21 protein-coding genes are annotated in these 20,613 nt (G+C 72.2%); 14 read left to right on the forward strand and 7 right to left on the reverse strand.

Translation table 11 applies throughout. From position 1 onward, the window contains the following. Positions 1-2 precede the first annotated feature (2 nt). The 3 genes from aat to PSEJ31_RS15795 all read left to right on the forward strand — a co-directional run bounded on the left by aat (position 3) and on the right by PSEJ31_RS15795 (position 1,621). On the forward strand, positions 3-740 hold the full coding sequence (gene aat / locus PSEJ31_RS0106855; protein WP_147209089.1) for a leucyl/phenylalanyl-tRNA--protein transferase: 738 nt from the start codon (positions 3-5) through the stop codon (positions 738-740). A gap of 78 nt (positions 741-818) precedes the next feature. Then, complete coding sequence (infA, locus tag PSEJ31_RS0106860; RefSeq protein ID WP_013535213.1) at positions 819-1,037, forward strand: translation initiation factor IF-1; 219 nt, start codon at positions 819-821, stop codon at positions 1,035-1,037. Between the two features lie 212 nt (positions 1,038-1,249). Further along, a complete protein-coding gene (locus PSEJ31_RS15795) occupies positions 1,250-1,621 on the forward strand; it encodes a hypothetical protein (protein ID WP_051403679.1) in 372 nt (123 codons plus the stop codon). Positions 1,622-1,736: 115 nt separating this feature from the next. On the opposite strand, the gene clpA is transcribed toward PSEJ31_RS15795, so the two are convergent. After that, positions 1,737-4,019: an ATP-dependent Clp protease ATP-binding subunit ClpA gene (gene clpA / locus PSEJ31_RS0106870; RefSeq protein WP_028915026.1), complete on the reverse strand. Its 2,283-nt coding sequence runs from the start codon at positions 4,017-4,019 to the stop codon at positions 1,737-1,739. Between the two features lie 117 nt (positions 4,020-4,136). Beyond that, positions 4,137-4,457, reverse strand: coding sequence for an ATP-dependent Clp protease adapter ClpS (clpS, locus tag PSEJ31_RS0106875; RefSeq protein WP_019398925.1), 321 nt, complete (start codon positions 4,455-4,457; stop codon positions 4,137-4,139). A 109-nt stretch (positions 4,458-4,566) separates the two neighbouring features. Here clpS and PSEJ31_RS0106880 point away from each other — a divergent pair, with 109 nt between their 5' ends. The 6 genes from PSEJ31_RS0106880 (at position 4,567) to PSEJ31_RS0106905 (ending at position 8,752) form a co-directional block, all read left to right on the forward strand. Further along, the gene (locus PSEJ31_RS0106880; protein WP_019398924.1) at positions 4,567-5,040 is read left to right on the forward strand and encodes a hypothetical protein; all 474 of its coding nucleotides are present in this window, start codon (positions 4,567-4,569) and stop codon (positions 5,038-5,040) included. Then, positions 5,040-5,480 carry an NUDIX hydrolase gene (locus tag PSEJ31_RS0106885; protein ID WP_019398923.1) on the forward strand — a complete coding sequence of 147 codons (441 nt, stop codon included), beginning with the start codon at positions 5,040-5,042 and terminating at the stop codon, positions 5,478-5,480. The genes PSEJ31_RS0106880 and PSEJ31_RS0106885 overlap by 1 nt, the downstream gene beginning before the upstream one ends. Next, the gene (gene mnmA / locus PSEJ31_RS0106890; protein WP_028915027.1) at positions 5,477-6,607 is read left to right on the forward strand and encodes a tRNA 2-thiouridine(34) synthase MnmA; all 1,131 of its coding nucleotides are present in this window, start codon (positions 5,477-5,479) and stop codon (positions 6,605-6,607) included. The genes PSEJ31_RS0106885 and mnmA overlap by 4 nt, the downstream gene beginning before the upstream one ends. Positions 6,608-6,617: 10 nt before the next feature. Next, positions 6,618-7,229, forward strand: a complete 612-nt coding sequence (hflD, locus tag PSEJ31_RS0106895; protein ID WP_028915028.1) for a high frequency lysogenization protein HflD — start codon at positions 6,618-6,620, stop codon at positions 7,227-7,229. A gap of 87 nt (positions 7,230-7,316) precedes the next feature. Next, positions 7,317-8,510, forward strand: coding sequence for a methyl-accepting chemotaxis protein (locus tag PSEJ31_RS0106900; protein WP_026010584.1), 1,194 nt, complete (start codon positions 7,317-7,319; stop codon positions 8,508-8,510). 59 nt (positions 8,511-8,569) lie between these two features. After that, entirely contained in the window at positions 8,570-8,752 is a 183-nt protein-coding gene (locus PSEJ31_RS0106905; RefSeq protein WP_028915029.1) for a hypothetical protein, read from the forward strand. A gap of 521 nt (positions 8,753-9,273) precedes the next feature. On the opposite strand, the gene PSEJ31_RS0106910 is transcribed toward PSEJ31_RS0106905, so the two are convergent. Beyond that, the gene (locus PSEJ31_RS0106910; protein ID WP_028915030.1) at positions 9,274-12,048 is read right to left on the reverse strand and encodes a bifunctional diguanylate cyclase/phosphodiesterase; all 2,775 of its coding nucleotides are present in this window, start codon (positions 12,046-12,048) and stop codon (positions 9,274-9,276) included. Positions 12,049-12,263: 215 nt separating this feature from the next. Here PSEJ31_RS0106910 and PSEJ31_RS0106915 point away from each other — a divergent pair, with 215 nt between their 5' ends. Beyond that, entirely contained in the window at positions 12,264-14,213 is a 1,950-nt protein-coding gene (locus tag PSEJ31_RS0106915) for a PAS domain S-box protein (protein ID WP_164544195.1), read from the forward strand. A 6-nt stretch (positions 14,214-14,219) separates the two neighbouring features. Further along, positions 14,220-15,944, forward strand: a complete 1,725-nt coding sequence (locus PSEJ31_RS0106920) for an EAL domain-containing protein (RefSeq protein WP_051403681.1) — start codon at positions 14,220-14,222, stop codon at positions 15,942-15,944. A gap of 12 nt (positions 15,945-15,956) precedes the next feature. On the opposite strand, the gene PSEJ31_RS0106925 is transcribed toward PSEJ31_RS0106920, so the two are convergent. The 4 genes from PSEJ31_RS0106925 to flgA form a co-directional block, all read right to left on the reverse strand. Then, complete coding sequence (locus tag PSEJ31_RS0106925; RefSeq protein WP_019398915.1) at positions 15,957-17,144, reverse strand: ATP-binding protein; 1,188 nt, start codon at positions 17,142-17,144, stop codon at positions 15,957-15,959. 84 nt (positions 17,145-17,228) lie between these two features. Continuing rightward, positions 17,229-17,573, reverse strand: coding sequence for a flagella protein (locus PSEJ31_RS0106930; protein WP_028915033.1), 345 nt, complete (start codon positions 17,571-17,573; stop codon positions 17,229-17,231). Between the two features lie 5 nt (positions 17,574-17,578). Then, positions 17,579-17,884 carry a flagellar biosynthesis anti-sigma factor FlgM gene (gene flgM / locus PSEJ31_RS0106935; protein ID WP_019398913.1) on the reverse strand — a complete coding sequence of 102 codons (306 nt, stop codon included), beginning with the start codon at positions 17,882-17,884 and terminating at the stop codon, positions 17,579-17,581. An 89-nt stretch (positions 17,885-17,973) separates the two neighbouring features. Next, entirely contained in the window at positions 17,974-18,618 is a 645-nt protein-coding gene (flgA, locus tag PSEJ31_RS0106940) for a flagellar basal body P-ring formation chaperone FlgA (protein ID WP_028915034.1), read from the reverse strand. 95 nt (positions 18,619-18,713) lie between these two features. Here flgA and PSEJ31_RS0106945 point away from each other — a divergent pair, with 95 nt between their 5' ends. From PSEJ31_RS0106945 to flgC, 3 genes are all read left to right on the forward strand, one after another. Next, positions 18,714-19,661: a chemotaxis protein CheV gene (locus tag PSEJ31_RS0106945; RefSeq protein ID WP_019398911.1), complete on the forward strand. Its 948-nt coding sequence runs from the start codon at positions 18,714-18,716 to the stop codon at positions 19,659-19,661. 101 nt (positions 19,662-19,762) lie between these two features. Further along, the gene (gene flgB, locus PSEJ31_RS0106950) at positions 19,763-20,182 is read left to right on the forward strand and encodes a flagellar basal body rod protein FlgB (RefSeq protein WP_028915035.1); all 420 of its coding nucleotides are present in this window, start codon (positions 19,763-19,765) and stop codon (positions 20,180-20,182) included. A gap of 13 nt (positions 20,183-20,195) precedes the next feature. Further along, complete coding sequence (gene flgC, locus PSEJ31_RS0106955) at positions 20,196-20,603, forward strand: flagellar basal body rod protein FlgC (protein ID WP_019398909.1); 408 nt, start codon at positions 20,196-20,198, stop codon at positions 20,601-20,603. The last annotated feature ends 10 nt before the right edge of the window (positions 20,604-20,613 follow it).

A 20,613-nucleotide genomic window follows, 5' to 3' on the forward strand; every position in this document is an offset into this window, starting at 1 on the left:
GCATGGCCATGGCGCGCTTCCCCCGCCTGCTCGGCCCGGACGATCCATTCCCGCCGGTGGACCAGGCCCTGCGCGAGCCGGACGGGCTGCTGGCCATCGGTGGCGACCTCTCGCCGGAACGGCTGCTGGCGGCCTATGCCCAGGGCATCTTCCCCTGGTACTCGGAAGGGCAGCCGATCCTGTGGTGGAGCCCGGATCCGCGCATGGTGTTCCGTACCGACGGGGTACGCCTGTCCACCCGCTTCCGCCGCCAGCTGCGCCACAGCGCCTGGCAGGTGCGGGCCGACACCGCGTTCGACGCGGTGCTGGCGGCCTGTGCCGAGACCCCCCGCCGGGGCCACGACGGCACCTGGATCCTGCCGGAGATGCGCGCCGCCTACGCCCGCCTGCACCGGCTGGGGCATGCGCACTCGATCGAGGTGGTCGATGCCGGTGGCCGCCTGGTCGGTGGCCTGTACGGGGTGGCGGTGGGGCGGATGTTCTACGGTGAGAGCATGTTCAGCGCCTGCTCCGGCGGCTCCAAGGTGGCCCTGGCCGCCCTGGCCTACCGCCTGTGCGGCTGGGGCTGGCCGCTGCTGGACGCACAGGTGGAGAACCCGCACCTGGTCTCCCTGGGCGGCGAGCGCTGGCCGCGCCCGCGGTTCCAGGCCGAGCTGTCGCGGCTGACCGCCCTGCCCGGCATGGTCGGCAGCTGGACCACCGCCTTCGGCCTGCTGCCGGCCTCCGCGCTGGCTGGCTGAACCGGCTGTTTTGCGCCGCAACGGCTTTCCGCGTAAAATTGCCGCCTTTAACGCCCTGCTCGCGCAAATCGGAAACGCATGTCGAAAGACGATTCCATCGAGTTCGAAGGCACTGTCATCGAGACGCTGCCCAATACCACCTTCCGGGTACGCCTGGAGAATGGGCACGAGATCATCGCCCACATCTCCGGTCGCATGCGCAAGAACTACATCCGCATCCTGACCGGCGACCGCGTCAAGGTCGAGATGACGCCCTACGACCTGACCAAGGGCCGCATCACCTATCGCATGAAGTGAGCCCCGCGGCGTGCCTGGCGGCACGCATGGCCCCGCTCACGGCAAAGGCGGCCGCAAGGCCGCCTTTTTTCGTGCGCCGGTTGCGCCCAGGCATTGCGCGGCGTGCCGCCAGGGGTGGCCGGAGGTCGGTGTCACCTCAGGCAGATTCCGCGGCGGCGGCGCGGCACTAGCGTGGAATGCGGTCCAATCCGGGCCGTCTTCCGAGCAGTGCCATGAAGCCCCTTGCCCGTACCGTCCTCCTGCCGCTCGTGCTCCTGTGCGCCGCCCCCCTGGCGCAGGCTGGCAGCGGCGCCCCGGCCGAACAGCCCGGCTGCGTCCACCTTGGCCAGGACCAGCAGATCACCCGCCAGGGCAACGCCCGCCAGTTCCTCCTGCGCGACGGCCAGGCGCAGTACCAGGTCACCCTGCAGCGCGACTGTTCCGCCCTGCCCGCCGCGCGCGTCGGCCTGATCGAACGCAACGGCGCGCAGCACCTGCTGTGCCAGCGCGGTTCGGCCCTGCATACCGACCGCGGTACCTGCGAGGTGGCGCGGGTGCAGCGTATCGAGCCTGTGCTGGAGCAGGTGGCGGACAGCCGCGAGTGAGCCGGCCGGTCGCCGCCGCGTGCCGGCACCCGGAAGCGACAAGGCCGGCCATCCCGCGCGCCCTGGGCCGCGGAATGGCCGGCCTGGCGGCCGTGCCCGGGTAAGCCGGCTCGGCTCAGACCGTCGCCGGCAGCAGCTTCTCCGGTTCGGACTGGGCCTCGACCACCAGCTCGCCGTCGACCACGTCGATGTGGACGCGGCCGCCGTTGACCAGCTTGCCGAACAGCAGCTCGTCGGCCAGCGGGCGCTTGATCCGGTCCTGGATCACGCGCGCCATCGGGCGGGCGCCCATCAGCGGGTCGAAGCCGTGCTGGGCCAGCCACTCGCGCGCGTTCGGCGAGGCGGTCATGGCCACCCGCTTCTCGTTGAGCTGCATCTCCAGCTCGATCAGGAACTTGTCCACCACCCGCAGGATGTGCTCGAAGGCCAGCGGCTGGAACTGCACCACCGCGTCCAGGCGGTTGCGGAACTCCGGGCTGAAGGTGCGGCGGATCACTTCCATCGCGTCGGTGGAGTGGTCCTGGCGGGTGAAGCCGATCGAGCGCCGCGAGGCCTGGGCCGCGCCGGCGTTGGTGGTCATCACGATCACCACGTTCTTGAAGTTGGCCTCGCGCCCGTTGGTGTCGGTCAGCACGCCGCGGTCCATGACCTGCAGCAGGATGTTGAAGATGTCCGGGTGGGCCTTCTCCACCTCGTCCAGCAGCAGTACGCAGTGCGGCGTCTTGACGATCTTCTCGGTCAGCAGGCCGCCCTGGTCGAAGCCTACGTAGCCCGGGGGCGCGCCGATCAGGCGCGAGACCGAGTGCGGCTCCATGTACTCGGACATGTCGAAGCGCACCAGCTCGATGCCCAGCTGCAGGGCCAGCTGGCGGGTCACCTCGGTCTTGCCCACGCCGGTGGGGCCGGCGAACAGGAAGTTGCCGATCGGCTTGTCCGGGTTGCCCAGGCCGCTGCGCGCCAGCTTGATCGCCGAGGCCAGGGTCTCGATGGCCGGGTCCTGGCCGAAGATCACCATCTTCAGGTTGCGCTCCAGGTGCTGGAGCACGTCCTTGTCGGTGGCGCTGACCTGCTTGGCCGGGATCCGCGCCATCTTGGCGACGATGGTCTCGATTTCCTCGACGTCGATCAGCTCCTTGCGCGCGCCTTCCGGCAGCAGGCGCTGGCGGGCGCCGGCCTCGTCGATCACGTCGATGGCCTTGTCCGGCAGCAGGCGGTCGCCGATGTGCTTGACCGACAGGTCCACCGCGGCCTGGATCGCCTCGTCGGCGTAGGTCACGCCGTGGTGGGCCTCGTACTTGGCCTTCAGTCCCTGCAGGATCTCGTAGGCCTCGCCCACCGTCGGCTCGACGATGTCGATCTTCTGGAAGCGGCGGGCCAGCGCCCGGTCCTTCTCGAAGATGCCGCGGTATTCCTGGAAGGTGGTCGAACCGATGCAGCGCAGCTCGCCGGAGGCCAGCGCGGGCTTGATCAGGTTCGAGGCATCCATGGTGCCGCCGGAGGCGGAGCCGGCGCCGATGATGGTGTGGATCTCGTCGATGAACAGGATCGCGCCGGGGATCTTCTTGACCGCGGCCAGCACGCCCTTCAGGCGCTTCTCGAAGTCGCCGCGGTACTTGGTCCCGGCCACCAGGGCGCCCAGGTCCAGCGAGTAGATCACCGCGTCGGCCAGCACCTCCGGCACCTCGCCGTCGACGATGCGCTTGGCCAGGCCCTCGGCGATGGCGGTCTTGCCCACGCCGGCCTCGCCCACGTACAGCGGGTTGTTCTTGCGGCGGCGGCACAGCACCTGGATGGTGCGCTCGATCTCGTCGGCGCGGCCGACCAGCGGGTCGATCTTGCCGGCCCGGGCCTGCTCGTTGAGGTTGGTGGCGTACTCGGTGAGGACGTCGGTCTTGCCCTCGCCCTCGCCGCCCTCGGCGCGCCCTTCCCCGTCCGGGGAGGCGGCGCCCGGCTCGGGCTCGTCGCCCAGCTTGGCGATGCCGTGCGACAGGTAATTGACCACGTCCAGCCGGGTCACGTCCTGCTGGGTGAGGAAGTAGACCGCGTGCGAGTCCTTCTCGCCGAAGATCGCCACCAGCACGTTGGCGCCGGTGACCTCCTTCTTGCCCGAGGACTGCACGTGGTAGACGGCCCGCTGCAGCACGCGCTGGAAGCCCAGGGTGGGCTGGGTGTCGCGGCCGTCGTCGTCGGCCAGGCGGGAGACGGAAGCCTCGATGGCCTGCTCCAGGTCCACCCGCAGGCGTTCGAAGTCGGCACCGCACGCCCGCAGCACGGCCTGGGCCGAGGGGTTGTCGAGCAGGGCCAGCAGCAGGTGCTCGACCGTCATGAACTCATGACGGGCTTCGCGCGCCCGCTTGTAGCACTGGCCGATGGTCTGTTCGAGGTCTTTGCTGAACATGGCTCGCTCCGGCGGTTTGCCAACAATATGCGGCCTGCCACCGGCAATTCCAGCGTGCCGGCGCAACGCCGTGTTCAGCCGGCGGCAGGCCGGCGCCCGGGCGGGGCATCCCGCGGGTCAGGCCTTCTCCATCGTGCACAACAGCGGGTGCTGGTTCATGCGGGAGAACTCGTTGACCTGGGCTACCTTGGATTCGGCCACTTCGCGCGTGAAGACACCGCAGACGCCACGTCCCCGGGTGTGGACGTGGAGCATCACCTGGGTGGCGCGCTCCAGGTCCATGCCGAAGAACTGCTGCAGCACGGCCACGACGAAGTCCATGGGGGTGTAGTCGTCGTTCAGCAGGATCACCTGGTACATCGGCGGCGGCGCGACTTCAGGCCGGCCGGTATCGACCAGGGTGCCGTGTTCGTGATCGTGGCGGGGGTTGCTCGACATGTACGGGATTATACGTTCCGGCGCGCCACGCGACCCCAAAGGCGCGGCGGATGGACGCGGCCGCCGCGGCTGCCGGACAATTCCCCGATCCTTCCCCCCGGATGCCCGCATGAGCGCCCTTCCCCGCCTAGCCGCCGCGCTGCTGGCGCTGGCCCTGCCCCTGTCCGCCGCGGCCGCGGGCCCCGACCGCGCGGTCGCGCGCATGCTCGACCAGCTCGGCCACGCCTACGAGGTGGACGAGGACGGCGACTTCCGCCTGGTCCTCGGGCTGGAGGACGAACGCTCCCAGGTGGTCATCGTGCGTTCGCCGGTGGAGACCTTCGGCAGCCTCCGCGTGCGTGAGGTGTGGTCGCCGGCCTGGTCGGCCGCGGGCGCGTTCCCGGTGGCGGTGGCCAACCGCCTGCTGGAGGCCTCGGCCGGACAGAAGCTCGGTGGCTGGGTGCGCCAGGGCGACTACGCGGTACTGGTGATCCAGCTGCCGGCCGACGCCGGCGCGCAGGCCCTGGACGACGTCATCGCCTACGCCGCGGCCGCCGCCGACCTGATGGAGCTGGAACTGGGCGACGGGAGCGACGACTACTGATGGCCTGGCATCCCCACGTCACCGTGGCCAGCGTGGTCGCCCGCGAAGGGCGGCTGCTGCTGGTCGAGGAGCGGATCGACGGCCGCCTGGTGCTGAACCAGCCGGCCGGGCACCTGGAGCCGGGCGAGAGCCTGGCCGAGGCCGCCGTGCGCGAGGCCCTGGAGGAAACCGGTTGGGACATCCGCCTGGACGCCTTCATCGGCTGCTACCAGTGGAAGGCCCCGGACGGCAGCGACTACCTGCGCTTCGCCTTCGCCGGCACCGCCCTGCTCCACCACCCGGAGCGGACTCTCGATGAAGGCATCGAGCGCGCCGTGTGGCTGGCGCCGGACGAACTGCTGGCCGAATCCGCCCGCCACCGCAGCCCGCTGGTCTGGCAGGTGGCTGCCGACTGGCTGGCCGGGCGGCGCCAGCCACTGGACCTGGTGCGGCAGCTGTGAGCACGCCGCCGCGCACTGTCGTCGGCGTGTCCGGCGGCGTCGATTCCTCGGTGGCCGCGCTGCTGCTGGCCCGCGCCGGCGAGCCGTTGGCCGGGCTGTTCATGCAGAACTGGGACGACGACGGCAGCGGCGAGTGCCGCGCCGAGGAGGACCGCCGCGATGCGGTGGCGGTGTGCGGCCGCCTCGGCATCCCGTTCCATTTCCGCGACTTCTCGAAGGAGTACTGGGCCGGGGTGTTCGAGCACTTCCTGGCCGAGTACGCCGCCGGGCGCACGCCCAACCCGGACGTGCTGTGCAACCGCGAGGTCAAGTTCAAGCACTTCCTCGACGCGGCGCGCGACCTGGGGGCCGAGCGCATCGCCACCGGCCACTACGCCCAGGTCGTGCACGAGGGCGGACGCTGGCGGCTGCTGCGCGGCGCCGACCGCGACAAGGACCAGAGCTACTTCCTGCACCAGCTGGGGCAGGAACAGCTGGCGGCCACCCTGTTCCCGATCGGCCACCTGCCCAAGGCGCAGGTGCGCGCGATCGCACGCGAGGCCGGGCTGCCGACCCACGCCAAGAAGGATTCCACCGGCATCTGCTTCATCGGCGAGCGCGACTTCCGCCAGTTCCTCGGCCGCTACCTGCCGGCGCAGCCGGGCGAGATCCGCGACCCGCGGGGGGTGCGGATCGGCACCCACCCGGGGGTGTTCTACTTCACCCTGGGCCAGCGCGAGGGCCTGGCCATCGGTGGCGTGCGCGGCCGCCCGGCCGCGCCCTGGTACGTGGTCGGCAAGGACGTGGCCGCCAACATCCTGTACGTGGACCAGGACCGCGACAGCCCCTGGCTGATGTCCAGCACCATCCGCACCGAGGCCATGCACTGGATCGAGGGCGCGGCGCCGGCGTCGGAGTTCGAGTGCAGCGCCCAGGTCCGCTACCGCCAGCAGGAAGAGCCGTGCCGGGTGCGGGTGCTGGACGACGGCAGCCTGTCGGTGCGTTTCCTCCGCCCGCAGCGGGCGGCGACCCCGGGGCAGTCGCTGGTGCTGTACGACGGCCCGGCCTGCCTGGGGGGCGCGGTGATCGCTTCCACCGATGCCCCGGTGCCGGGCGATGCCGGGCGGGCGGCTGTGGTCGCCAGCTAGAATACCGGCCATGGAAAATCCCCATAGCGATCGCGTGCTGGCGCTGGCCGGCCTGGCCCAGTCCCTGCAGCAGGTGCGGCGCATCGCCGAGACCGGCCACAGCGACACCGGCGCCGCCCAGCCCGTCCTGGACAGCGTGTTCCGGATCGACGCCCCTTCCGCCGCCGACGTCTACGGCGGCGTGCCGGCGCTGGCCCCGGGCCTGCGCCTGCTCGACGCCTACCTGGCCAGCCGCGCCGACGACCCGCTGCTGCCGCGCCTGGCCCTGGCCACGGTCCAGCTGGAGCGCCGCTTCTCCGGCGAGCCGGCGACCATGCAGGCGGTGGGCAACGGCATCGCCGGCCTGGCCGCGCGCGCCGAGGAACTGGGCAGCACCCACCCGGAGGTCCTGTCCGCGCTTGGCGCCCTGTACGCGGACACCATCAGCCACCTGCGGCCGCGGATCATGGTCCAGGGCAACCCGCACTACCTCGGCCAGCCCGGCGTGGTCTCGGAGATCCGCGCCCTGCTGCTGGCGGCGGTGCGCTCGGCGCGGCTGTGGCGCCAGCTCGGCGGCAGCCAGTGGCACTTCCTGTTCGCGCGCAAGGCCATGGCCGAAGCGGTGCGCATGCATCGCAACTGAGCACCAGTTCGCACTGGCAGGGGCGCGGCGGCTAAAGGCAAGGGGTCTACGGCCGATACTGCGAACGAGGTTCCGCAGAGATCACCCATGGATTCCCGTTTGCTCTTCCGCATGGCCGCACCGCTGGTGCTGACCCTCCTGGCTCCCATCGCGATCGGTTTCGACTGGCCGGCTCCGGTGCGCTGGGCGATCCTGACCACCCAGACGCTCGCCTGGTTCGGCTTCGCCGCCTGGCTGCTGCTGCGTGGCTCCGCCTCTTCCGGACCGTCGCGGGAACATGCGCGCGTGATCCGCGAGCAGGAGCAGCTGCTGGGTGAGCTGCGCAACTTCGTCGGCAAGGAGATCGAAGGCTCGCGCAGCGAGATCGACCGCGCCCGCGAGCTGATCCGCCAGGCGGTCGCCGGCCTCGGCGGCAGCTTCGACGCGATGAACCGCAAGTCGCGCCAGCAGAGCCAGGCCATGGCCCGGCTGATCGCCGACCAGGACGGCAACGGCGGGGTCGACGTGGCCCGCTTCGCCCAGCACGCCAGCTCGCGCATGGAGCAGCTGGTGGAGGCGCTGGAGCAGGTCGCCGGCCAGAGCACGACCACGGTGCAGCACATCGACCAGATGGCCCAGCACCTGGACGGCATCTTCGCCCTGCTGGAGGACGTCAAGTCGATCGCCGACCAGACCAACCTGCTGGCGCTGAACGCGGCGATCGAGGCGGCCCGCGCCGGCGAGGCCGGCCGCGGCTTCGCGGTGGTCGCCGACGAGGTGCGCAACCTGTCCGAGCGCTCGACCACCTTCAACGAGCAGATCCGCAAGCTGGCGCACAGTTCCAAGGACGCCATCGCCAAGGTGCGCGAGACCGTGACCCAGATGGCCTCGCGCGACCTGGACCGCTCCCGCGAGGCCCGCGCCGAAGCCGCGCAGATGCTGCAGAACGTGGCCGCGATCAATGCCTCGCTGAGCGAGGGCATGCGCGAGATCTCCGACTGCGGCCGCGCCATCGACGGCTCGGTGGCCGAGGCGGTGCGCGCCCTGCAGTTCGAGGACATCGCCACCCAGGCCCTGGGCGGCGCGCACATCCACCTGGACCGCCTGGACACGATCAACCGCGAGGCCATGGCCCTGCAGGAGCTGCTCCAGCGCAACAACGGCAGCGACGACGTCGAGCTGATCCGCGCCCTGCAGAAGCTGGGCCAGCGCCTGCGCGAACTGCGCGGCGAGTGGGAGCAGCCGCCGCACAAGCCGGTTACCCAGCAGAGCATGGGCGCCGGCACGGTGGAGCTGTTCTGAGCCCCTCCGGCACCCGCACCAACCCGGCAGGCCCCGGCTCCGCACCGGGGCCTGCTGCCGTGCAGGCCCCGGAAAACGCGGCCGCACGCAGCACGGCGCTGATGGCCCGGCTGGAGGCCATGGCCCTGCAGGAACTGGCCCTCGCCGCTGCGATCGGTTCGCCTGCCGCGGCCACCGACCCGCTGCTGGCCTGCGTGGACTGGGACCTGGGCGTGCCCGGGCTACCCTCCCCGGCGGCCTGATCCCGGCCCGTGTTCCCGGTCGCGGCGCGCGACCGGCTTCCCTTCCCGCCCGCACGGCCAGGTTCCCCAAGGCTCGTGTTCTCGACCGGCGGCGACGCCCCGGGACGATCGCAGCCTGCGCCCGGACATGCCTGGCGCTCCCGGATCGACGACCCGCCACGCGCGACTGGCCCCGATTCCCTGATGCGGCCTTGTCCGCGCTACGCGTCGCGGACCGGTGCGTCGTACTTCAATAATGGCGCGGGGCCGTGGCAGCCCAGGCGTCGCCGCGCTCCAGCAGGCGCCGCGCTGCTGCGGTGCCCGCGCACTGGTGGGGGGGGGGCGCGTCGCCACGCGCTGCAGGCTCACCGCCGGGCTGCCTTGGGGCCCACTTCGCATTGCGGGGTTCCCGGGTGCGGCCTTGCCCGGACCACACGATGGCGGAGCCGTGCCGGGACAACGAAGGCACGGGCTGGCGGCGGCGGAAAGCACGACGCCGGCAAGCGCCGGCGTCCGTGGTGCCGGGATCCGGATCGGCGCCCCTACTTGAGCGCCACCGGCCGCGACCACTCGATCACGCCGGCCTCGCTGGCCTGGCGCAGCCACTGCGCCAGTTCACGCGGCGGCAGCGGCCGGGTGTGCACGTATCCCTGGACCTCGTCGCAACCCCATTGCCGCAGCTGATCCTGCTCCTGCATGGATTCCACGCCCTCGGCCACCACCCGCATGCCCAGCGCGTGGCCGAGGTGGATGATGGCCTGGGTGACGCCGCCGGCATTGGCGTCGTGCAGCATGCCGCTGACGAAGCTGCGGTCGATCTTCAGCCGCTGCACGGGGAAGCGGTTGAGGTAGTGCAGGTTGGAGAAACCGGTGCCAAAGTCGTCCACCGCCAGCTGGATGCCGTGGCGTTCGAACACCTTGAAGCAATGGCGCAGGCTCTCGCTGTCCAGGATCAGGGCGGACTCGGTCAGCTCCAGCTCCAGCCGCGCCGGGGGCCAGCCGGAGCGCTGGCACAGCGCCACCACGCGTTCGGCGAAGCCGCGGTCGCGCAGCTGCACGCCGGAGACGTTGACCGCGATGCGGCCGAAGTCCAGGCCGGCCGCGTGCCAGGCCACGGCCTGGCGGCAGGCCTCGGCGATGACCCACTCGCCCAGGCGCACGATCTCGCCGCACTGCTCGGCGATCGGGATGAACTCGCCCGGGTGGCAGGTGCCGCCCGGCCGGTGCCAGCGCACCAGCGCCTCGATGCCCGGCGCGTGGCGGTCGTTGATGCTGATCTGCGGCTGGTAGACCAGCGAGAATTCCTCGCGCTCCAGCGCGCCGCGCAGGGTGTGCTCGATCTCCAGCCGGCGCCGGGTCTGGCGCTGGATCTCGGCATCGTGCATCTGCAGCGAGTTGCGGCCGCGCTCGCGGGCCACGCGCAGGGCCGCGTGCGCGGCGCGCAGCAGCTCGTCGAAGGCGTTGCCGTCGCCGCCGAGCACCGCCACGCCCACGCTGGCGCCGGCCTTGAGCAGTTCGCCGGCGAACGGCAGCGGCTCGGACAGCGCCGCGATCAGCTTCATGCCGACGGCCTCGGCGCGGGCGGCATCGGCGCGCAGCATGACCATGAACTCGTCGCCGCCGAGGCGGCCGAACAGGTCGTGCTGCGACAGCGTCGCGTGCAGGCGCCCGGCCACCGCCTTGAGCATGGCGTCGCCGGCGGCGTAGCCGAAGGTGTCGTTGATGTTCTTGAAACCGTCCAGGTCCAGCAGCAGCAGGGCCAGCGGGGTCGCGCCGGTGGCCAGCGCGTCCTCGATCGCCTCCTCGGCCTGGACCCGCAGCAGGAAACGGTTGGGCAGGCCGGTAAGCAGGTCGTAGTGCGAGAGCAGCTCGATCCGCTCGCTGGTCTCGCGCTCGCGGCTGATGTCGCGGAACAGGGCGACGAAGCGCTCCGACAGGCCTTCGCGGCGGTCCAGCTCCAGGGTCACCTCGACCCAGACGCGCTGGCCGCCGGGGCGGTAGAAGCACAGTTCCAGGCGTTCGGCCGGGCCGCCGCCGGCCAGCCGCGCCAGCGCCGCCTCGAAGGCGTCGCGCGAGTCGCGGGTGTACAGGGCCAGGGCGTCGTCCAGGGTGATCGGGCCCGGTGGCAGGCCGTGGATGCGGTAGCACTCGTCGGTCCACTGCACCCGGCGGGTGGCGCACTCGATCTCGCAGCCGCCGATGTGGCCGAGCGCGGAAACCCGGTCCAGCAGCTCGGTGCGCCAGCGCAGCAGCGCATCGGCGTGGCGCTGCGCGGTCACGTCCTGGAACTGGCCCAGCACGCGCTCGATGTGCCCGGCCGCGTCCAGTTGCGGGCGCGCCCAGGCCTGCAGGTGCAGCGGCTGGCCCTGGGCATCGGTGAGCTCCAGCACGAAGCGCACCGGCTGGCCGTCGCGGCGCATGCGCTGCCAGGCACGCCGCAGCGCGGCCGAAGCCTCGCGCGGCATCCGCCGCAGCCAGGCGCGGGCGCTGTCGCGGTCGCGCGGCGGGTGGCCCAGCAGGCGGTAGAACTCGCGCGGCCACCAGCCGCTGTCGGTGGCCGGGCTCCACGACCAGGAGGTGATCCCGGCCAGGCGCTGGATTTCCTCCAGCAGCGCCTGCTGCCCGCGCAGCCGTTCCTCCAGTTGCTTCTGTTCGTCGATCGCGGTATGCGTGCCGATCATCCGCAGCGGGCGGCCGTCGGCGCTCCAGGCCACCACCCGGCCGCTGTCGCGGACCCAGCGCCAGCTGCCATTGCAGTGGCGCACGCGGTGTTCGCAGGTGTAGGCGTCGGTGCGGCCGTCCAGGTGCGCGCGCAGGGTCTGGCGCAGGCGCTCCACGTCCTCCGGGTGGACCATCGCCAGCGCCGATTCCAGGCTGCTGTCGAGCACGTCCTCGGCGGTGAAGCCGAGCATGGCCCGCCAGGTCTCGGAGCGGAAGATGCGGTTGGCGCCGATGTCCCAGTCCCACAGCCCGTGGCCGGCGCTGTCCAGCGCCACCTGCCAGCGGCTGGCGCCTTCCGGGTCGGGGATGCTCAGGGTGTAGGCGATGGCTTGGCCGTCGGGGCCGCGCACGGCGCGCAGCCAGCCGTCCAGGCGCCGGTCCGGGCCCGGCAGGCTGCAGGCCACGGCCTGGCGCTCGCCGGCGGCCAGGCTGGCGCGCAGGTCCTGCAGCAGCGGGGCATAGCGGGCCGCGGCATCGGGCAGGGCCATGGCCTGGGCCGCCGGGTTGGCGGCGATCGGACGGCCCTCGGCGTCGAGCACCAGCAGGGCACTTTCGATCGGGTGTTGCAACAGGCTGGCAATTGCGCCGGAATCCACGCCCTGCTCTCTCCAAACTCCCCCGGGGGGGCTCCCGGGGCGGTCATGCCGTTAACGGCATCGGCGCGGCGTAGTTGAGCCCGGCACGGGCGCCGGCGCTGGTATGCTTGCGCCTCTCGTTCCGGGGCAAGCCGATGGCACAGCACGACCGGTCCGGGGTGCCCGGGCCAGCCGAGGACGTGGCGGACGCCAAGGTCCGCGCACGTGCGCTCGCGATGCGCATCCCGTTGCTGTACCTGCTGTTCGGGATCCTGTGGATCCTCTTCAGCGACCGCGCGCTCGCCCTGCTGGCCACCGACACGGCGGCCCTCACCCGGCTGCAGTCGTGGAAGGGCGCCATCACCGTTGGCATCAGCGCGGCGCTGCTGTACGTCCTCACCTATCGCCTGCTGCACCGGCTGCTGCGCGCGGCCGACCGCGCGCGCGCGTCGGAAAACCGCCACCGCGAGATGTTCGAGGCCAACCCCAACCCGATGTTCAGCTGCGACATGCAGTCGCTGGAGATCGTGGATGCCAACCCGGCGGCCGCCGATTTCCTCGGCTGGCCGCGCGAGCACCTGCGCGGCATGGCGGTCGGCAGGTTGTGGCGCGACCGCGAGGAGCTGGCCGCGGCGGTGGCCGAGGTGCGCCAGAATCCCGGCAAGCCGCACGTGAAGCTGGCCAGCTTCACCGCGCGCGACGGCCGCGTCCGCCACGTGGAACTGCGCAGCACCGACCTGCCGCCCTCGCCCGGCGGCGCGCCGCGGTGGCTGGTCGTGCTGCTCGACCGCACCGCCGAGGAACAGGCGCGGCTGCGGCTGCTGGAGGCGCAGCAGCTGGCGCGGCTGGGCTCCTGGGAGCTGGACCTGGCCACCGGCGCCACCCGCTTCTGCCCGGTCATGCGCCAGCTCACCGCGCATCCGCCGGGACCGGACCGCCGGCTGACCGAGGTCCTGGTCGGCGCCGACGCGGCCAGCCACGCGCGCCTGGAGCGCATGCTCGAGGAGCTGGCCTCCGGCGCCCTGCCCCACCTGGACCTGCTGCTGCCGGTGCTCGGTGCCGGCGGCCAGGAGCGCCTGCTGCACCTGCGCGGCCGCCGCCTGGAGGAACAGGGCCACGCGATCCTGCGCGGCACGGTGCAGGACGTGACCGAGGAGCAGCAGACCCGGCGCCTGCTCGGCGAGCGCGAGCAGCAGTTCCGCGAGCTGGTCCGGATCCTGCCCGACGGGCTGATGATCCTGCGCGAGGAGCGGGTGTTCTACGCCAACCCGGCCTGCGCCGGGCTGTTCGGCCGCGCCCCGGAGGCGCTGATCGGCGAACCGCTGGCGGGCCTGGTCGAGCCGGCCGACCTGCCGGCGCTGCGCGGCTGGCTGCGCGGCGAACTGGCCGAGGCCTCGCCACGCATGCGCCGCAACGGCGGCGAGCCGTTCCGGGTGGCGCTGTCGCGCGCCGCGGCCCGTTACGGCGGCCAGGACTGCCAGCTGCTGCTGGTGCGCGACCTCAGCGAGCCGGAGCGCATGCGCGACGCCCTGGCCGGGGTCAACCGCGAGCTGCAGGCGATGGCCGGGCGGCTGTTCTCGGCCCAGGAGGACGAGCGCCGCGCGATCTCGCGCGAGCTGCACGACGACGTCGGCCAGGCGATCACCGCGATCAAGCTGTCGGTGCACGCGGCCATGGCCGAGGAGGACGCGGAGCGGCGGCGCGAGGACCTGCAGGAGGTGGTCGCCACCGCCGACGCCACCCTGGACAAGCTGCGCAACCTGTCCATGCTGCTGCGCCCGCCGCAGCTGGACGCGCTGGGCCTGGAAGCGGCGCTGCGCTGGCACGCCGGCAGCCTGTTCCGCAACCAGCCGGTGGTGCTGGCGCTGGACGTGGCGCCGCTGCCGCGGCGCCCGGAGCGCGAGGTCGAGCAGGCGTGCTTCCGCATCGCCCAGGAAGGGTTGACCAACATCCTGCGCCATGCCGGCGCCAGCCACGTCATCCTGGCCCTGTCCGGCGACGAGGAGTCCTTGCGCCTGCACATCCGCGACGATGGCCGCGGCTTCGACCAGGCCCAGGCAGGCGGCCTGGGCCTGGTGATCATGCGCGAGCGCGCGCAGAGCGCGGGAGGGCGCCTGAGCATCCACAGCGCGCCGGGCACGGGCACCCGCATCGAGCTGCTGCTGCCCTACGCCGCGCGGGGTTGAGGACGCGTGCTGCCTACGTCTCCCGCCATCCACGAACTTCCCGCGCCCGGCCGCCTGGGCGCCGGCCACCCGGTGCTGCAGGAACTGGTCGCGCAGGCGCGCAACGGCGGCCCGCCGCTGATGGCCCTGCACCTGGACATCGACCACTTCGCCTCGGTCAACGAGAATATGAGCTTCGAGGTGGGCGACCAGGCGCTGGCCGAGCTGGGCCGGCGCCTGCACGCCCTGCTGCAGGGCCGCGGCCACGTCTGGCACCACGGCAGCGACGAGTTCGTGGCGGTGGTGCCGCTGCAGCCGGGGATGCCGGCGCCGGAGCAGCTGGCCGAGGAACTGCTGGTCGAGGCCGAGGCGCCGCTGAGCGTGCTGCCCTACACCCTGTTCCTGAGCACCAAGGCCGGGGTCGCGATCTGCCCGCAGCACGCCACCGACGCCGACGGCCTGCTGCACCTGGCCGAGATCGCCGCGCGCCAGGCCAGCCACGTCGGCGAGCGCATCCAGATGTACGGCGGCGCCAGCCTGCAGACGGTGCACAACGAAAGCCTGATCGCGCGCCAGATCGTCGACGCGGTGCCAAACGGCGAACTGCGCCTGCGCTTCCAGCCGGAGATCAGCGCCCGCGACGGCCGCGTGGTCGGCATGGAGGCGCTGCTGCGCTGGCAGTCCCCCACCCTGGGCCTGCTGGTGCCCGAGCGCTTCATGCCGGTGGCCGAGCGCCTGGGCGTGATCGTGCAAATCGGCGACTGGGTGCTGCGCAACGCCATCAACCAGGCCCGCGCCTGGCGCGACGCCGGCTTCGACGACCTGTTCGTGGCGGTCAACGTCTCCACCCTGCAGCTGCTGCGCCCAGCCTTCGTCGACGAGGTACTGGCGATGCTGCGCCAGGCCGGGCTGCCGGCCGAGAGCCTGCTGGTCGAGATCAACGAGAGCACCCTGGCCGCCAGCGTGGCGCCGGTGTACGACGGGCTGGCGGCGCTGCGCCGCGAGGGCGTGCGCCTGGCCCTGGACAGCTTCGGCACCGGCGACTCCAGCCTCAGCGCGCTGGTCCGCTACCCGGTGGACATGCTCAAGATCGACCGCAGCTTCATCCGCAGCGCGCCGGCCGGCGAGCGCGAGACGGCGATCGTGCGCGCGATCATCGCCATGGGCCACCAGCTCAACATGAAGGTGATCGCCAACGGCGTGGAGAGCGAGGCCCAGCTGGGCTACCTGCGGCGCAGCGACTGCGACCTGTTCCAGGGCTACCTGTTCGGCGAGCCGATGCCGGCCGAGTCGGCGGGCATGGTCCTGCGGCGGCGCTACATGCGCCCGGAGCTGTTCGCCTCGACCAAGCAGGACCAGACCCTGCTGCTGGTGGACGACGAGGAGAACGTGCTGCGCTCGCTGGTGCGCCTGTTCCGCCGCGACGGCTACCGCATCCTGGCCGCCGGCAACGTGCGCGACGCGTTCGACCTGCTGGCCACCAACGAGGTCCAGGTGATCCTCTCGGACCAGCGCATGAGCGACATGAGCGGCACCGAGTTCCTGGGCCGGGTGAAGACCCTGTACCCGGACACGGTGCGCATGGTGCTGTCCGGCTACACCGACCTGGCCACGGTGACCGAGGCGATCAACCGCGGCGCGATCTACCGCTTCCTGACCAAGCCCTGGAACGACGACGAGCTGCGCGAGCACATCCGCCAGGCGTTCCGGACCCACGCCGAGCGCCAGCCGCTGCGCCCGGAAGGCCCCTGAGCGGCTGCCGCCTCAGGCGGCCGCGCGCGGCTGCCGCACCGGCAGTACGATCCGGAACTTCGAACCCTGCCCGGGCTGGCTGTCCACGTCGATGCGGCCGTGGTGCTTGGCGACGATGCCGTAGGAGATCGACAGGCCCAGCCCGGTCCCCTTGCCCACCGGCTTGGTGGTGAAGAACGGGTCGAAGATGCGCTGCATCACCTCCGGCGGGATGCCCGGGCCGCTGTCGGCGATCTCCACCCACGCCTCGTCGCCGGCGTGGCCGGTGGAGATGCGGATGGTGCCGCGCTCGCCGATGGCCTGGCCGGCGTTGATCAGGATGTTCATGAACACCTGGTTGAGCTCCGAGGGCAGGCACTCCACCGGGGGCAGCTGGCCGTAGTCCTTCTCCAGGGTGGCGTGGTACTTGAGCTCGTTCCAGATGATGTTGAGGGTGGACTCCAGGCCGGCGTGCAGGTCCACCAGCTTCCACGACTCGTCGCGCTCGGAGCGCGAGAAGTCCTTGAGGTCCTTGACGATCCGGGTCACCCGCTCGATCCCCTCGCGCGACTCGGTCATCAGCTGCGGCAGGTCGCGGGCGATGAAGTCGATGTCCAGGCGCGAGCGGGTCTGGTCGATCTCGGCCAGCATCGCGCGCGGGTCTGGCGAGCGCAGGGCGCGCTCGTAGGCGTCGATCAGCGCGAACAGGCTGTGCAGGTATTCCTGCAGGCTGCCCAGGTTGGAGTGCACGTAGCCGATCGGGTTGTTGATCTCGTGGGCGACGCCGGCCGCCAGCTGGCCGATCGAGGCCAGCTTCTCGGCTTGCAGCAGCTTGGCCTGGGCCGCGGTCAGGCGCACGTTCAACTCGGCGTGGCGGCGCAGCAGGTCCTGTTCGTACACCTGCACCTTGCGCAGGTCGGTCAGCAGCACCAGGTACCAGCCGCCCTCGTCCGGGCAGTAATACGCGTGCACCAGCAGGATCGAGTCCTTGCCGAAGGACAGGTGCCCGCTCCAGCGCCCTTCCGCGCGCGCCTGCGGCAGCGCGTCGCGCGGCAGCAGCGCCTCCAGGGTCAGGCTGCCGTCGGTCCCGCCCGGCGGGCAGTCCTGGCACAGGGCCGAGGCGGCGGGATTGGCATAGGCCAGGGTCCCGGATCCGCTGAACAGCAGCACGCCTTCCTGCAGGCTGTCGCCCAGGCGGTCGAGGATCGCGGGGGAAGGCATCAGGCCTTCGCGGTTTCGATATGGCATGGCGCGCGGCGCGGCTCCGGTGAAACACCGGATTCTAGCGGCGGGGAGCGCGCCGGGTCAGGCGACCGCGAGGTCGCGGCTGGCGCGCAGCTGCTGGGCTTGGCCGTGGGCGTCGTAGGCCGGGGCGCTCTCGGCGCGGCCCAGGTGGCGCAGCGCCCAGTTCACCTCGCGCCGGCGGCGCGCCAGCAGCGCACCGTTGCGGCGGTTGGCTTCGGCCAACTCGGCCAGGCGCTCGGCCTGGCCCTGGGGCAAGGCTTCCTCCAGCTCGCGCAGGGCCGCCAGCTTCTCGGCGGTGGAGCGCATCAGCAGCTCCACGTCGTGGTCCAGCAACGCGCGGCGCTCGTCGGCCAGCGCGGCGGCCAGGCGGTCGAGGGCGGCGTCGGTGGTGGCCGGGGCGGTCATCGGGATCAGCCGAGCAGGCGGTCCATCTCGAGCATGCGATCGGCGATCTTCGCCGGATCGATCCGGTAGCTGCCGGACTCCAGCGCCTGGCGCACTTCGGCCACGCGCGCGGCGTCGACCGCGGGGGCGACGGCCAGCTCGCGCTGCAGGGCCTGCAGGCTGGCGGCTTCGCCGGTCAGGCGCAGGCTGTCGCCGGCGCGGGTGGCTTCCACCGGCTCCGAACGGTCGGCGCCGGCGGCGGCAGTACGGCCGACCTGGACCGTGCTGCGCACGGCCTGCGGCGGGAGGCTGCCTTCGATCTTCTGGCTCATGGGAATGAGTCCTTGGGCGGGGTACGCGCTGGGTATCGGCATGCGTCGGCGGGAACTTTAGAGCTGGAGCACGGATTTCGTGCCGGCGTTCAGGGAGTGACCAGCACATCCCCGCCGGGGACCACGCGCCCCTGCAGGATACGCCGGGAAGAAAGGTTTTCCACGCTGACCCGCTCGTCCACCGCGGCGTCGCCGAGGGCGCGGCCGGCCACCCGGACCTCCACCCCGCCGCGGCGCGAGACCAGGGCGACCTGGTCGCCGCGGCGCACGATCCGCGGCGCGGCCAGGTCGCCGGCGCCCAGCACGGTGCCGGCGGCCATGGCGCGGCGTGCCACCTGGCCCACGGCCTGGGCCGGGTCCGACAGCGGGGTGCCGGCCAGGCGCGAGGCGTCGCGCTGGGCGGTGGACAGGGCGTCGGCGGCCAGGGTCTCGCCGGCGGACACGCCGCGCGCCAGCACCACCACCTGCTGGCTGCGGCGCTGGCGGACCGGCACGTAAAGCCGCCAGCCACCCGGGCAGGACACCTCCACGGTGGACGCGGTGGACTGCCGGCCCTGCAGCGGCGCCGCGCAGGCGGGCATGCGCAGCGCCGGGTCCAGGCTGGCCTCGCCCTCACCGCCCACCGCGGCGAGCGCGGCCTCGCGGATCGAGTCCACCGGCTGGTACGCGGTGGCCGACGCCCAGGCCACCGGCCAGGCGAGCAGGAGTGCGAGGAATCGACGCGGGCGGAGCATGCAGGCCTTCGGTCGCGGGGAATCTGCCCGGCTCTTGCAAGCGGCGTGCCAGACGCCCGGCTCAAGCGTCGCCGCCCCCGGCCGATACCGCGGGCATGACCCACAACCTGCTCAACCGCATCGACCAGCGTACCCGGCTGGCCGGCCACAACCGCCTGGCGCTGTTGCTGTTCCGCCTGGGCGGGCGCCAGCTTTTTGGCGTCAACGTGTTCAAGGTCCAGGAGGTGCTGCGGCGGCCGCCGCTGTTCCAGCTCCCGGGCCTGCCGCCGCAGTTCGCCGGCGCGGCCGACGTGCGCGGCCGCTCGGTGCCGGTGCTGGACCTGGGCCTGGCGATCGGCCACCCGGAGCGGCTGGCGCCCGGCGACGAGGGCACCCAGTACCTGGTGGTCACCGAGTTCAACCGCTCGGTGCAGGGCTTCCTGGTCAGCGACGTGGAGCGGATCGTGAACATCGCGGTGGAGGACATCCATCCGCCGCCGGACCTGGGCGCCGACAGCACCTACCTGACCGCGGTGACGCGCTTCCAGGGCGAGCTGATCCAGGTGCTGGACGTGGAGAGCGTGCTGGCCGACATCACCCAGGCGCGGATGGACGCCACCCTGGAGCCGGAGATGGCCCTGCCCGCCGACGCCCCGCCGATGCAGGTGCTGGTGGTGGACGACTCGCGCGTGGCGCGGCAGCAGATCCGCAGCGTGCTGGACCAGCTGGGGGTCGGGGTCACCCTGCTGTCCGACGGCCGCCAGGCGCTGGAACACCTCCTGCAGGTGCTCTCCAGCGGCGAGGACCCGTGCAAGCGCTACGCGATGATCATCTCCGACATCGAGATGCCGGCGATGGACGGCTACACCCTGACGACGGAAATCCGGCGCAACCCGGGCCTGGCGGGGCTGTACGTGCTGCTGCACACCTCGCTGTCGGGCGTGTTCAACAACGCCATGGTCGAGCGCGTGGGCGCCAATGCCTTCGTCGCCAAGTACAGCCCCCACGAGCTGGCCGACCACGTGCTGACGCGCCTGCGCCAGGTCGCCGCCGAGACGGCCTGAGCCCCTCCGGCCGGCGCCCGCGCGGCCCCGGCAACGGACTTCCGGCGCGTTCTGGCACGCGCCTTGCCTGAGCACTGGCGACCTTCCGCGATGGAGTCGCCATGTTCAACCCGATCTCTTCCTATATGGGTGTCCACGCCGACGCCCTGCCCCTGCGCGAGCAGCGGATGAAGCTGATCGCCAGCAACCTGGCCAATGCCGACACCCCCGGCTACAAGGCCCAGGACCTGGACTTCAATGCCGCCCTGGACGCCGCGACCCGCGCCCGCGAAGGGCGCGCCGCCGGCGGGCCTGGCGTGCCCGCGGCGACCCACGAACGCCACATCCAGGACGCCATCGCCACCGGCGCGGCCCCGTTCCAGTACACCCGCCAGGCCTCCCAGCCCAGCCTCGACGGCAACACCGTCGACCCGGACATGGAGCGCGCCGCCTACGGCCGCGCCGCGCTGGAGTACCGCGCCTCGCTGAGCTTCGTCGAGGGCAAGGTGCGCACCCTGCTCACCGCGATCACCGGCCAGTAACAGGAGTCCGAGCATGAGCAACCTCCCGATCTTCGACGTCGCCGGCTCCGGGCTGCACGCGCAGTCGGTGCGGCTGAGCACCATCGCCTCCAACCTGGCCAATGCCGACTCGGTGGCCGGCTCGCCGGAGGCGGTCTACAAGCCGCTGGAGCCGGTGTTCCAGGCGCAGGCCAGCGGTTCGGACCCGGCCCTGACCGGCGTGCGCGTGCGCGAGATCGCGCAGAGCGAGGCCCCGCCCGTGCGCCGCTACGAGCCCGGCCACCCGCTGGCCGACGCCGACGGCTACGTGTTCGCCCCGGACGTGGACCCGGTGGCGCAGATGGTCAACCTGATCTCCGCCTCGCGCAGCTACCAGGCCGGCGTGGAGGTCATCAACACGGCCAAGGAGCTGGCCATCGCCACCCTCACCATGGGCCGCTGAGGACATACCG

Source organism: Pseudoxanthomonas sp. J31, from assembly GCF_000510725.1.
In the GTDB taxonomy this organism is placed as follows: Bacteria; Pseudomonadota; Gammaproteobacteria; order Xanthomonadales; family Xanthomonadaceae; genus Pseudoxanthomonas.